The sequence below is a fragment of the Paraburkholderia sp. CNPSo 3076 genome (assembly GCF_026343935.1).
Classification (GTDB): Bacteria; Pseudomonadota; Gammaproteobacteria; order Burkholderiales; family Burkholderiaceae; genus Paraburkholderia; species Paraburkholderia nodosa.
Map to the genome: position 1 here is coordinate 1 of NZ_JAPMAL010000001.1, position 13,264 is coordinate 13,264.

Consider the following 13,264-nt stretch of genomic DNA (forward strand, 5'->3'; position numbering starts at 1 on the left):
GGGTCTAGTGGCGGCGGTGGCGGTGGGCCTGGCGGCGGCGGTGGCCGTCCGCCTCAGGGTAGTTAACGTCGCGACTCGCGCGCGGGCAAGTCATGCCAAACCACGGTATGTCCGCGCTTGCTACGTCACCATCGCTCAGAACCGGTAGCCGATACCACCGAGGATCACGTCCGTATCGCGGCTATAGCGCGTGACCACGCGGTTCCACGTGACGCGCGCAGCCCAGTGCTGCGTCAAGCGATAGGAAGCCGAGACGGAGATCAGCCCCGAGAGAATCCCGTCGCCGGTATCACGCTCGTCGGGATGCTCGCCGTGGTGGATTGCCGCGTAGAGGCCCGCGCCGAACCCGAGCGTGAGGCGCTCGTCGAAGAACGCGCGCGTGAGCCAGAGCTGCGCGGTCGCGCCATCGCGCCGCGGCGAATTGCCATTGCCCTCGTGCAGATATCCCACCGTCGCGTCGAGAAAGGAATTGATGCCGCGCCGGTACTCGATCGCCTCGGCCGCCGAAGTCTGCGATTCGAGGCTGTTGAGGATCGTCTCGCCCGCCATCAGCGTGATCTCGTTGTTCGTCACTTTCTGCGTGCGCGGCAACGCGAAATCGCGCGGGCCTGGCGTGTCGGGCGCGTCGAGCTGATAGCCCACGCCCAGCATGAGCGATGTCGTCGATGGGCCGCGCGACACCTGCACGCGGTTGAGCTGCAGGTTCGCCGTCCAGCGATGCGTCGAGTACCACGTGGCGCGCGCACTATAGAGCACGCCCCAGCCGTGTGTATCGGACCAGCCCTGGCCCTGTGACGCGGCCTCGGTATCGAAATAGCGATACGGCCCGACACCCAGCGCGAACACGAAGCGGCGCTGCGCGAGCGGCAAACGCGCCCACGCCTGGATGGCCTGGCCGTCACGGTGATGATCCGGAATATGGCCTTCGTTCAACCACGCAATGCTGCCGGCAAAATACTGGCCGAAACCCTCCGTGTAACCCATTTGCCACGAATAGGTACGGTCGGCGCCGCTTTTGAGCGGCCCTGTGTAGAGCGTGAATTCCTGCGCGCAAACCGACCCCGAAGCCATGGCGAGCGCGCTGCCGACAACACCGGCTGCGGCTAGCGACGTGATGTTTTTCATTGCGTGCGTTGGCCTTGCGGTTGGGATGACGTGACTCGCTGCAAGGAAAATGTATGCAACGGAACGCGGAGCATACCGCGCCGCGACATTTATTGTGTGAACCCACTCTTTCAATTGATTAAGAGATGACGCAGCACAAACTTCTGATATTTATTTCGCGATCCTAATTACTCGATAACAAAAGAGAAACGCCGCACAAAAAGTGCGGCGGTTTCCTGCAGTCAGCTTCACAATCGGCGTAATCTCAGTGCACGTGATGGCAGACGCGCTCAGCGTGATGGTGAACGTGCTCGATGTGGCACACCTCGTGGTGATACGGTGCGGCGACAGCAGCGAGCGGCGCGAAAAGTGCGGCGCAGGAAATCAGGGCGAACAGGCTGACAGCGGGCTTGATAACGGCGTTCATGACTCGGCTCTTGCGTGTGAAAACAGCGTGGGTGGGAATGAAAAGCCAGCACTGTATCGCAGAGTGTTCCGCGGCGTATTACACGGATGTAACGGGCGTAGCGCTCGATGAAAGGCTCTTGACACGCCTTGCTGCGCAAGACCGGGTCGCGGCGGCCGCTCAAATAGTGGGCTCGCCACCCTCGTCGTGTGTGAGACGCCGCAGCAGTTCGCGACCTCGGGTGGTGAGGCGCAGCGTGGGGTCGCCGCCCGCCTCGTCCATTTCGACGAGACGGTAGCGCTGAAGCGCCAGGAAATCGGAATCGAGCATCTGAATCGGCGCGTCCGCATCACGGATCAGCAGCAAGGTCGCTAGTTCGTGGTGGCTGAGCATCAAGTCTCTCCAGTTGTTGGCCGGAGTCGGGGCGTAAGTGCCGATTCCAGTCACATGCCCGACAAGCAATCGACCGAAGGGTCGTGGGCTTGAGTCACCCCAGCATAGCGAGTCAATCGTACAGTTTCGCTACAGTCGTGTTTCGCTGTGTTACGCATCGGTGTCTGAAGCAAGAAAGCGGCGCGCAGCTGCACGATATGCAGTCTGCGCGCCGCCCGCTCAACGCCTTTTCCGCCTTAGTTGATTTCGAGGCGCTTACTGGCGCTTGCGGCCCGCTTCGGTAGCGTCAGCTTCAGCACGCCATCCTTGTATTGCGCGCTCGCCTTTTCATCGTCGATTTCCGCGGCGAGCGTGAACGCGCGGCTCACGCTGCCCGCATAACGCTCGCGACGCACGACGCGCTCGCCTTCCTTCAGTTCGCTGCCGCGCTCGACTTTCGCGGCAATCGAAACGAGATTGCCATCGATTTTCACGTCGATGTCTTTCCGGTCGACGCCGGGCATTTCGGCCTTCACCGTGAAGCCGGCCTCGTCTTCCGTCACGTCGATCCGGATACTGGCCGCCTGCCCCTCCACGCCGCTCGTAGCACGCAACGGCCGGAACAGCCCGTGAAACAGATCGGGCACACCTTCCATCGAAAACGGATCGTAACGCGAGATAGTGCTCATTGATGCCTCCATGGACCGAACGATTTTCGTGTCGACGCAACGACGATGTTGCATCGGATTCCTAAATTCCCCGTTAGTTGGCGCAGATGCATGACGCCTCTGCGGCAAACGATGGAGAATAGCCTGCAACGAAGCGCGCCGCTCGCGCGGCGCGGTCGCTGCCGCTTACCGTTCCAACATGAAGGCGCCTCGCGCGTTTGCAAGACCCTTTTTTTGCCGCACGCGAAATTTTTGCATCGCAGCGCGGCGCGTCATTGCATGTGCATGCCGCCGTTGATCGCGATATCGGCGCCGGTGATGAACGCCGCGTCGTCCGAGCAGAGGAACGCCACCAATGCCGCGACCTCGTTCGGCTGGCCGAGACGGCCGACCGGAATCTGCGGGAGGATGTGCGTGTCCAGCACGTCTTTCGGCACGGCTTCCACCATTTGCGTGGCGAGATAGCCCGGCGACACGGTGTTCACCGTCACGCCTTTCTTCGCCACTTCCAGTGCGAGCGCCTTCGTAAAGCCATGCATGCCCGCTTTCGCCGCCGAATAGTTGGTCTGGCCGAAAGCGCCGCGCGAGCCGTTGACCGAGCCGATATTGATAATGCGCCCGAAGCCGCGCGCGATCATGCCGGGCAAGAACGGCTTCGTCACGTTGAAGAGCGCGTCGAGATCGGTGCGCAGCACCGAGTCCCAGTCGCCTTTCGACATCTTCACGAAGCTGCGGTCGCACGTAATGCCCGCGTTGTTGATGAGCACGTCCACCTGGCCGAGATTGTCGAGCGCTTGCTGCGCCGCGCGCTCGCAGGCCTCGCAGTCGGCGACGTTCATCTGGTGGCAACCGAAGTCGCGGCCCGCCGCGCGTTCGGCGGCAAGCCAGGCATCGGCGCGCGTGTTCGCCGCCGAGCACGAGACGGCGACGGTCATCCCCGCGTCGTGCAGGCGCCGGCTGATCGCCTCGCCGAGTCCGCCCATGCCGCCCGTGACGAAAGCAACGCGCTTAGTGGCCATGCTGGCCTCCGCCCGCGCTCGCGCCCTGCGCACGGCCCGCGCCCGCCGGCTTGCCCGGATGCGCGGCGCCATTGGCGGCGCTGCTCATCGCACGCTCGAAGGCGTTCATCCACTCGCGCATCGGCAGCGCACCCGGCACTCTGGACGCGCTGGCTTGCGCGCCCGCGCAGGCCTCCTGCCACTGCTGCGTGAAGTCGCGCGCATTGTCGGACCACGTGCTCGCGCCCTGCATCGCCGCCGCGACGCCCTCTTGCCAGAGGGTGGTGCTCGCGCCGAGATAGTCGCGCCAGACCGATTGCGTGGCGACCGCGAAATCGGTCCAGTCGCGCGCGGTGCGCAGCGATTCGAGCAGGCCTTCGACCGCCTCGCGGTCGCGCGCGATCCGGCGCTGCTCCAGCTTCAACAACTGCTCGCGCCATTGCTGCTGCCCGACGAGCAAGCGCAGCGCGGCCGACGTGTTGGCACGGTACGTGTCGAATGAGGCGCCCATCGCGTTGCCGAGCGAGGCGGCGTCGAATGAGGGATGGGAAGCGGTTGGCATGGTCAATCTCCTCCTTATGTAGCTTTCGCCCAGCGCGGCCGGATGCGTTTGCTGCCAAAGGGACCGCGGTGGACCGCGACGGGACGCGGGCTGCGGCGAGCGAAATGAAAGCGCTTCACGCGCGACGATGGGGAACGGGATGCTTCGGAGTGCCGTGTGTTCGCAAGACAGCCGGCTCAAGCCAACATCATAGGCAGTAAGACGGGCTCCCGCGCGACGAATGGGCGATTTGTCGCTTGAGCGACGTCTCATTTCGAGATAGTTGATGCGCAGCGAGTCAAAACCAGGCTTGCTAATGCGGGTATTTCGCGACGGATTGTAAGGGCGGAAACGCTACCCGGCCGATCGCGCCCTCGCCGCGAACCGGCCGGTGAAACCGGGCGCCCCAGTCAGGCGGCCGGCGCCTCTTCGTCGCGCACCAGCATCACCGGCCGGTCCGCCATGCGCAGGAACGATTCGGCCACGCTGCCGAGCAACAGGCGCTTCACGCCCGACAAGCCGCGCGTGCCCATCACGACGAGGTCCGCGCCGTCCTCGGCGGCAATGCGCGAGATCACCGCGGCGATCTCCTCGCCGCTCGCATCGGCTGCGCGCGTGGAGCCCGGCACCTGAGCCTGGGCGAACACCAGTTTCGCTTCTTCGAGCGCCGCCGTTGCCGCGTCGTTTTCCGCCGAGTGGCGCGCCTGTTCCTCGGCGAAGCCGGAACTTACGTCCACGAGCCGCGCCGGATGCCGCACGACACATAGCGCCTGAACGGCGCCGCCCGTCGCCTTCGCGATCTTCACGGCCTCCTCGAGCGCGCGCCGGCCGCTGCGGCTGCCATCGACCGCTACCAGAATCTGCTTGTACATCGTGGACCTCCCGGGCCTTGCCCATGTTGCGCGGCATGCTCGCCGCGCGCTATCTAGATAAAGTTCGTTGTAGCGCATTTGGGTACGGATGCGCGCTCCGGCCAGTGCGACCCGTTGTCTCTACTGCGTCAGCCTCGTGATCCACTTGACCCGCTCAGCGCATCGTCAACACCGCCGCGCCGGTAAGCCGTCCCTCGCGCAAATCGGCCAGCGCCTCGTTCGCGCGCGCGAGCGGGTACGGCGTGGTCTCGATTTCGAGCTTGTGCCGCGCGGCGATCGCCATGAAGGTCGCACCGTCCTCGCGCGTGAGATTCGCCACCGAGACGATGCGCCGCTCTTCCCACAGCCAGGCGTAAGGAAACGAGGGAATGTCGCTCATGTGGATGCCGCCGCACACGACCGTGCCGCCCTTCGTCAGCGCCCGCAGCGCGGCGGGCACGAGCGCGCCGACCGGCGCGAACAGCAGCGCAGCGTCGAGCTCCTCGGGCGCGCGCTCGTCGCTACCGCCCGCCCACGTTGCACCGAGGCGCCGCGCGAACTGCTGCGCCGCGGCATCGCCCGGACGTGTGAACGCATAGACTGTGCGTCCCTGGTGGCGAGCAACCTGCGCAACGATATGCGCCGCCGCGCCGAAGCCGTAGATGCCGATGCGCCGTGCATCGCCCGCCATCGCGAGCGAGCGATAGCCGATGAGTCCCGCGCAGAGGAGCGGCGCGGCCTCGACGTCGCTGTACTGGCGCGGCAGATGGAAGCAATAGCGGGCGTCGGCGACGGTGCGCGTCGCATAGCCACCGTCGATCGTGTAGCCGGTGAAGCCGGGCGCGTCGCAGAGGTTCTCGCGCCCGTCGGCGCAGAAACGACAATGGCCGCAGGTGTGGCCGAGCCACGGCACGCCCACGCGGTCGCCGGGCGCGAACCCCGTCACGCCTGCCCCGAACGCCGCGACCGTGCCGACGATCTCGTGGCCGGGAATGACGGGCCTTTTCGGGTGTGCGAGATCGCCGTCCACGACGTGCAGGTCAGTGCGGCACACGCCGCACGCGCGCACATCGATCAGCAGTTCGCCCGCGCCCGGCGCCGGGTCGGGTAGATCGGCTTCGCGCAGCTGCGGATTCTCGCCGTCGAACAGCATTGCCCGCATCGCCATCCTCCTCGCCAGATCGCGGCAGACGCGCCGCATCGATCACCATAAAACCATGTTATGCAATCGGGCCGCGCGCTGTCGTGCATTGCGCGCTGCGGCGCAGCTACACGCCCGATGCGACTCGCCGCCACAGGACATCCACGCGTGGCGCGCCGCGCGATCGTGGCACCATAAGACGAATCCCACAGGACCACGAGGGCCGCCGCCCGGCCTCGCGCGCGGAGTCCGTCCGCCGTGCGGGCCGCTGGCTCGCGCCACGCGCGCCGCGGCGTCGCGCACGCAGTCCGCCTCGGTCCGCCTTCCGCCGCCGCGCAACCGGAGCCCCGCATGAATGCCACCGACACACCTGCCTACCCGCCGCTCTCCGACGACCTGCGCCGCCGCATGGACGCCTGGTGGCGCGCCGCCAACTATCTCTCGGTCGGCCAGATCTATCTGCTCGCCAATCCACTGTTGCGCGAGCCGCTGCAACTCGCGCACGTGAAGCCGCGCCTGCTCGGCCACTGGGGCACGACGCCGGGCCTGAACTTCCTCTACACGCACCTGAACCGCATCATCAACGCGCGCGATCTCGACGTGCTGTTTCTCGCGGGGCCGGGCCACGGCGGCCCCGCCGTCGTCGCGAACACCTGGCTCGAAGGCACCTACAGCGAAACCTGGCCGAACGTGCCGCTGGACGTCGAGGGCATGGCCGTGCTCTTCAAGCAGTTCAGTTTTCCGGGCGGCATTCCGAGCCACGTCGCGCCGCAAACACCGGGGTCGATCCACGAAGGCGGCGAACTCGGCTACGCGCTCTCGCACGCCTACGGCGCGGTGTTCGACAACCCGGATCTGGTCGTCGCCTGCGTGGTGGGCGACGGCGAAGCCGAAACGGGGCCGCTCGCCACCGCCTGGCACTCGAACAAGTTCCTCAATCCCGCCACCGACGGCGCGGTGCTGCCCATCCTCCATCTGAACGGCTACAAGATCGCGGGGCCGACCGTGCTCGCGCGCATAGGCGACGACGAACTCGCCTCGCTCATGAAGGGCTATGGCCACGAGCCGATCTTCGTGGAAGCCGAGGAGCCCGACGTCGCGCATCGCCTGATGGCCACAGCGTTCGACACGGCGTTCGACGACATTGCGCGCATCCAGAAAACTGCGCGCGAACTCGCGGACGAACACGGCAACTTGCCGCCCGGCTACGTGCGCCCGCGCTGGCCGATGATCGTCATGCGCACGCCCAAGGGCTGGACGGGCCCGAAGACCGTGGATGGCCAGAAGACCGAAGGCTCGTGGCGCTCGCACCAGGTGCCGCTCGCCAACATTTCGAAGCCGGGACACCTCGCGTTGCTGGAAAGCTGGATGCGCAGCTACAAGCCCGAGGAACTCTTCGACGCGCAAGGCCGACTCGTGCCCGACATCGCCGCGCTCGCGCCGCAAGGCGAAAAGCGCATGAGCGCGAACCCGCGTTCGAACGGCGGCGGCCGCGTGCGCGAACTGCGCGTGCCGCCCTTCGAGCACCACGCCGTGGATGTGCCCGCGCCCGGCCAGGTGGACGCCGAAGCCACGCGTGTGATGGGCGCGTTCCTGCGCGAAGTGATGCGCGTCAACGACGCCACGCGCAACTTCCGCATCTTCGGGCCCGACGAAACCGCGTCGAACCGCTGGAGCGACGTATTCGACGTGACGTCTCGCACCTGGCTCGCGGAGGTCACGCCCGACGACATCCAGCTCGCGACCAATGGCCGCGTGATGGAGATCCTGTCCGAGCACACCTGCCAGGGCTGGCTGGAAGGCTATCTGCTCACGGGCCGCCACGGCTTCATGTCGTGTTACGAGGCGTTCATCCACATCATCGACTCGATGTTCAACCAGCATGCGAAGTGGCTGAAGGTGATCCGCGAGATTCCGTGGCGGCGGCCGCTGCCGTCGCTCAACTATCTGCTCACCTCGCACGTATGGCGCCAGGACCATAACGGCTTCAGCCATCAGGACCCGGGCTTCATCGACTATGCGGTGAACAAGAAGTCGGACACCGTGCGCGTCTATCTGCCGCCCGACGCCAACACGCTGCTCGCCGTGACCGACCACGTGCTGCGCACCTGGAACCGCATCAACATCATCGTGGCGGGCAAGCAGCCGCAGGCGCAATGGCTCGACATGGACGCGGCCATTCGCCACTGCGCGGACGGCATCGGTATCTGGCAATGGGCGAGCAACGATGATGGCGGCGAGCCCGACGTGGTCATGGCCTGTGCCGGCGACGTCCCGACCATGGAGACGCTAGCCGCCGTGGACCTGCTGCGCACCTGCCTGCCCGACCTGAAGATCCGCGTGGTGAACGTGGTGGACCTGATGACGCTCGAACCCGCCGACCGCCATCCGCATGGCCTGCCGGACGCCGACTTCAACGCGCTCTTCACGACCGACAAGCCCGTCATCTTCGCGCACCACAGCTATCCCTCGCTGATCCACCGGCTCACGTACCGGCGCGCCAATCACGCGAACATTCACGTGCACGGCTTCATCGAGGAAGGCACGACGACCACGCCGTTCGACATGACGGTGCTCAACCGGCTCGACCGCTACCATCTGTGCGAAGCCGTGATCGACCGCGTGGACGGACTCGCGCAGCGCGCGGCGCACCTGCGCCAGACACTGCACGACAAGCTGGCCGCGCACCGCCGTTACGTGGACGAGTACGGCGACGACATGCCCGAAATCCGCAACTGGCGCTGGCCGGCGGCGCGCGCCGCGCACGGCCCAGGCGAAACGGCTTAGTTGCGCCTTGCGCCGCTCAGGCCGAAGCCGGCTTCGCGCGCCCGAACACGCGTGCGAACGCGGTGACGAACGCGTCGAGCCGGGTCGATTCGAGGCAGTCGATGCCAGCCGCGCCTACCCGGCCGTTTCCGCCAGGGAACGCGCGGCAGAGTTCATCCGCGCCGCGCGGTTCCGTGAGCGGCGCGCGCACGCTCACCGCGTAGTTGCCGTCCGCGTTCACGCTCAGCACCGCGTGCGCGCGCGAAGGTTCCTCGTTCGCGAGCACGTTGGCGAACACGCCGCGCACGCGGCGCGCCCACGGCTCGTCGGGCAACACGCAAACGCTGCCGTACTGGAGCGCGATGAGCGGCGCGATGGCCTGGGCCAGTTCGAGATCATCGTGACGGCAGCGGGCGAGCTGTCCGACGATGGGCTCCGAGGCGATGAAATCGAACGGGGCGGCGTAGGGCTTCATCGCCGCGTACAGGTCGATCGGCGCGATCATGAGATCTTCGACGCAGTCGCCGTAAGCGTTGTAGTTGATCGACTCGCCCAGCTCGCGCAGCTGTTCGGCCTGCGCGGCGTCGAGCCCGGCCTGCTGGGCAAGCGCCTGCGCCGTGGCGGGCAGGTTGTCGCCCCAGGCCGCCGCGATCGCCCACGGCCGGTAGCGGCCGGCGAGATGGCGGTCGACGAGCACGCTCGTGCAGACCTGTGCCGTCGTGTCGATGTGCGCGACGAGATTCCGGTTCACAGGCAGGTCGCCCGCGTGGTGATGGTCGAAATATTCGACCGCGACGTCCTTCGCGAGCAGCGCGGTGAGCGCCTTGCGATTCACTTCGAACGAAATGTCAAGCACCGTGAGCGAATCGCCCGGCTGGGCGGGCACGCGCTCGACGAGTGCGATGTCGCGCTTCGCGCCCGTGATGAGCGTCGCCTCGCGCGGCCTTGCGAGCCGCAGCTGATGCAGCGCGCAGATGCCGTCTGCGTCGCCGTTGAATACGTCGAAATGCGCCATGTCTCCGAGATTCCGTTGGGTTGAGCATCACAGTATCGCGCAGCCTCGTCGGATTGCACAAAACGTCCAATCCGGCGATGCCCATGCAGGCTGTTTCGATCAAGGCATTGACATGCCGCGCGACGGCCTTCCCGCGCTGGCTCGAGGTATGCTGGTTCCGACGCGCAGCGCCCCGTAGCCCTCTACTCCCACGATAGCCACGCCGATGTCCGACACGCCGATCTCACACCACGTCCTCAACCGTCAGCGCATAGCGCGCCGCCACAGTCGCCTCGTGGACGCCGCGCTCTCGCGCGCCTCCACGTATGCGCACCCGGCCGGGCGCATCGTGCGCATCGAAACGCATATATCCGTGGTGTATCTCTGCGGGCGGTACGCGTACAAGATCATGAAGCCCGTCGATTTCGGCTTCGTCAATTTTGTGCGGCTCGATGTCCGACTCCGCTGCTGCGAAGCTGAGATTCGTCTGAATGCGCCATTCGCGGGACCGATTTATCGCGACACAGGCGAGCTATTTTTTGACGGTCGGCGTTGCAGGCTCAGGCCCAGGCGCGGCGTTCGCGGCAATGTAAAAGTCGTCGACTATGCGGTGCGTATGCGCCGCTTCGACCAGCGTCTGCTGTTTTCGAACCTGATCGGGCACGGCGAACTGAGCACGGCCGATATCGATGCGGCCGCAACCAGCCTCGCCGCGAGCCATCGGCATGCGTGCCGGGCCGGACACGGGCCGATGGCGGCGGCGACGCGACTCGGCTCGGCAGCACTGCTGCGCGAACAGGTGCTCGCGGCGCTCGCGCCCCTCGAAGCGGATCCGCGCACGGCGCACGCGGTGGGAAGCGCCGCGTTGCGCGCGACTTGCGAAAGCGAACTCGCACGCCTCGCTCGGCACCTCGACGCACGCCGCGCGAACGGATTCGTGCGCGCCTGCCACGGCGACCTGCATCTCGACAACATCGTGCGGTACGGGCGGCACGCGCTGATGTTCGATTGCATCGAGTTCAGCGACGAACTGCGCTGGATCGACGTGACCTGCGATCTTGCGTTCCTGCTGATGGATCTGCGCGCGCACGGCCACGCGGCCTATGCCCACCGTCTGCTCAATCGCTACCTCGAAGCGACGGGCGATTTCGCGGGGCTCGCTGCACTGCGGCTTTATATCGTTTATCGCGCGCTGGTGCGGGCATTGGTCGCAATACTCAAGGCGGGATCGTCCGCGCGGCCCGACGCGCAAGCGAGCGCAGGCGCCGCCTCGCGCTACCTGGCGCTCGCGGCCGGCGAAGCGCGCGCCATGCGCGAGCCCGCGCCCTGGCTTCTGCTCTGCCACGGCTTTTCGGGGTCGGGAAAGTCGGTGGCGAGCCGCGCGCTCGCCGAATTGAGCGGGGCGATCCGTGTGTCGAGCGATCTCGAACGCAAGCGGCTCGAACCCTTCGCGCCGCCCTCGCTCGACGCGCTGCCGGCAAGCGCGTACACGCAAGCCGCGCTCGACGCGCATTACGAACGCCACGTCGCCCATGTGCGCGACGTGCTAAACGCGGGCTACACGGCGCTAGTCGATGCGACGTTTCTCAAGGCGACGCATCGCGCGCGCTTCGCAGCGCTCGCGCGTGAGCTGAACCGGCCAATGCTGATCCTGAACTTCTACGCGCCGCAAGCGCGGCTCGCCGAGCGTGTGAACGCCCGCGCGCGCGGGCCGCGCGACGCTTCCGACGCCGGCGCCGACGTGCTCGCCGCGCAGGTCGCGCAAGCGGATCCACTCGATGCGCGGGAGCGGCAGCGCACGGTTGATCTCGACACCGACGTGGAAATCGGGGCATTCTCGCGCGAGTCATGGTGGACGCCGCTGTTCGCGCGCATGCGTGCGGAGAGTGGGGAGATTTGAAGCGGCGGCGGACTCATAATCCGCCGCCGCAGCCCTGCTGGCTCAGCGTTCCACGAAAGGCCGCGCGAGCGGCCAGCGCAGCGAGGACGCCACCGGAAAGCGCGGCTTGCGGCCAGCCGGCGCGCGCCACGGCTGCATGCGTGCGGCCATGGCCGCGCACAGGGCGAGGCCTTCCTCGCCGTGCAGACGCTCCATGGCGTGATGCACGAGACCGGCGTCGAACCACAGCTTGAAGCGGCGATGGCAGGTGCGGAAATCAGGATACTGCTCGGGCAGCTTCGACCAGACCGAGCCGGTGGCCAGTACCCAAAGGATGCCCGCGAAAACGTGACGAGGATTGTGCGCCGGGCGCCCGCGACGACGACCGTCAACGCGGATTTCGTGAAACATGGGCGCGATGCTGCGCCACTGCACATCGGTAAGTTCCGGAGATATGCGGGAAGACATCTGATGGTCCCTGTGAAGTTATCTGACACAACAGGACTAAGGTAGCCTCACAGCGGACAAGAAAATATCGGACTATGCCTAAAAATCGAGATGAACTCGCCGGTTCCGGGTCGGCACACTAACCGGAGGCCGTGGCCATGGCTGCGCTACACTGCCCCATCCCGGCTTCGATGACGGATTTCCAATGGCGCCTTCATCCCCTTCAAAAGCCCGGCACGGCCGGATTCGCGTCGGCGTGGGCGGCTGGATCTATGCGCCGTGGCGCGGCGCGTTCTATCCAGACGGCCTGGCGCAGCGCCGCGAACTGGAATACGCGAGCCGTCATCTCTCGACGCTGGAAATCAACAGCACGTATTACGGCGCGCAGCGCCCGGAAAGCTTCACGCGCTGGCACGACGAAACCCCCGAAGACTTCGTGTTCTCGCTGAAGGCCCCGCGCTTTGCGATGAATCGCCGTGTGCTGGCCGAAGCCGGGGCCACGATCGAGCGCTTCCTGGGCGGCGGCGTGCTGAACCTGCGCGACAAGCTCGGGCCGATCAACTGGCAGATCACGCCGGGCAAGCGCTTCGATCCCGAGGACTACGCACGATTTCTCGAACTGCTGCCGGGCGAGGCCGAAGGCCGCCCGCTGCGCCACGCGCTCGAAGTGCGCGACGAGAGCTTTTGCACGCCGGAATTCGTCGCGCTCGCGCGCAAGCACAAGGCGGCGATCGTCATCAGCGGCGATTCCAGCTACCCGCTGATCGGCGATACGAGCGCGCCGTTCGTCTATGCCCGCATCATGGGAACCGCGCAGGATCACCCGCAGGGCTATGCTCCCGCCGACCTCGACCTTTGGGCGTCGCGCGCGCTCGCCTGGGCGCGCGGCGAAACACCCGACGACCTCGCCACCTACGCGAAGCCGCTCGCCGCGAAGGCCGGCCGGGACGTGTATCTCTACGTCATCAGCGGCTTCAAGGAACGCAACCCGGCGGCAGCCATGGCACTGATCGAGCGCCTCGGCGCGAGGTAGCCGCGCACGGCGAGTCTCATCCGACACGTAAAAGACCGTAACGCCGCCGTAGTGACTTGGTCAG

Annotated in this window: 13 protein-coding genes; 3 read left to right on the forward strand and 10 right to left on the reverse strand. The window is 66.4% G+C overall.

All coding sequences use genetic code 11. The features are described 5' to 3' along the window. Positions 1–135: 135 nt before the first annotated feature. The 8 genes from M3A49_RS00005 to M3A49_RS00040 all read right to left on the reverse strand — a co-directional run bounded on the left by M3A49_RS00005 (position 136) and on the right by M3A49_RS00040 (position 6,102). Complete coding sequence (locus tag M3A49_RS00005; protein WP_266226990.1) at positions 136–1,125, reverse strand: hypothetical protein; 990 nt, start codon at positions 1,123–1,125, stop codon at positions 136–138. Positions 1,126–1,369: 244 nt separating this feature from the next. Further along, positions 1,370–1,531 carry a hypothetical protein gene (locus M3A49_RS00010; protein ID WP_266226991.1) on the reverse strand — a complete coding sequence of 54 codons (162 nt, stop codon included), beginning with the start codon at positions 1,529–1,531 and terminating at the stop codon, positions 1,370–1,372. A gap of 159 nt (positions 1,532–1,690) precedes the next feature. After that, positions 1,691–1,903 carry a hypothetical protein gene (locus tag M3A49_RS00015; RefSeq protein WP_254357939.1) on the reverse strand — a complete coding sequence of 71 codons (213 nt, stop codon included), beginning with the start codon at positions 1,901–1,903 and terminating at the stop codon, positions 1,691–1,693. Between the two features lie 236 nt (positions 1,904–2,139). Continuing rightward, on the reverse strand, positions 2,140–2,571 hold the full coding sequence (locus M3A49_RS00020; protein ID WP_266226992.1) for an Hsp20/alpha crystallin family protein: 432 nt from the start codon (positions 2,569–2,571) through the stop codon (positions 2,140–2,142). Positions 2,572–2,822: 251 nt separating this feature from the next. Then, positions 2,823–3,569, reverse strand: coding sequence for a beta-ketoacyl-ACP reductase (locus M3A49_RS00025; protein WP_266226993.1), 747 nt, complete (start codon positions 3,567–3,569; stop codon positions 2,823–2,825). Continuing rightward, a complete protein-coding gene (locus tag M3A49_RS00030) occupies positions 3,559–4,110 on the reverse strand; it encodes a hypothetical protein (protein ID WP_266226994.1) in 552 nt (183 codons plus the stop codon). Before M3A49_RS00030 ends, M3A49_RS00025 begins: the two co-directional genes overlap by 11 nt. 389 nt (positions 4,111–4,499) lie before the next feature. After that, positions 4,500–4,961: a universal stress protein gene (locus M3A49_RS00035; RefSeq protein ID WP_266226995.1), complete on the reverse strand. Its 462-nt coding sequence runs from the start codon at positions 4,959–4,961 to the stop codon at positions 4,500–4,502. A 154-nt stretch (positions 4,962–5,115) separates the two neighbouring features. Next, positions 5,116–6,102 carry a zinc-dependent alcohol dehydrogenase family protein gene (locus tag M3A49_RS00040; RefSeq protein ID WP_266226996.1) on the reverse strand — a complete coding sequence of 329 codons (987 nt, stop codon included), beginning with the start codon at positions 6,100–6,102 and terminating at the stop codon, positions 5,116–5,118. Between the two features lie 330 nt (positions 6,103–6,432). Between M3A49_RS00040 and M3A49_RS00045 the strand changes: the two genes are divergently transcribed. After that, positions 6,433–8,868 (forward strand): phosphoketolase, encoded by a 2,436-nt coding sequence (locus M3A49_RS00045; protein WP_266226997.1) that lies wholly within the window; start codon positions 6,433–6,435, stop codon positions 8,866–8,868. 16 nt (positions 8,869–8,884) lie between these two features. Here the strand turns inward: M3A49_RS00045 and M3A49_RS00050 are convergent, their stop codons facing one another. Continuing rightward, positions 8,885–9,862 carry an acetyltransferase gene (locus M3A49_RS00050; protein WP_266226998.1) on the reverse strand — a complete coding sequence of 326 codons (978 nt, stop codon included), beginning with the start codon at positions 9,860–9,862 and terminating at the stop codon, positions 8,885–8,887. Positions 9,863–10,067: 205 nt separating this feature from the next. On the opposite strand from M3A49_RS00050, the gene M3A49_RS00055 reads away from it, so the two are divergent. Further along, the gene (locus M3A49_RS00055; protein ID WP_266226999.1) at positions 10,068–11,741 is read left to right on the forward strand and encodes an AAA family ATPase; all 1,674 of its coding nucleotides are present in this window, start codon (positions 10,068–10,070) and stop codon (positions 11,739–11,741) included. Positions 11,742–11,783: 42 nt separating this feature from the next. Here M3A49_RS00055 and M3A49_RS00060 read toward each other — a convergent pair whose 3' ends face one another. Then, positions 11,784–12,188 carry a transposase gene (locus M3A49_RS00060; protein WP_254357933.1) on the reverse strand — a complete coding sequence of 135 codons (405 nt, stop codon included), beginning with the start codon at positions 12,186–12,188 and terminating at the stop codon, positions 11,784–11,786. Between the two features lie 184 nt (positions 12,189–12,372). Between M3A49_RS00060 and M3A49_RS00065 the strand changes: the two genes are divergently transcribed. Then, positions 12,373–13,200 carry a DUF72 domain-containing protein gene (locus tag M3A49_RS00065; protein ID WP_254357932.1) on the forward strand — a complete coding sequence of 276 codons (828 nt, stop codon included), beginning with the start codon at positions 12,373–12,375 and terminating at the stop codon, positions 13,198–13,200. Positions 13,201–13,264 lie beyond the last annotated feature (64 nt).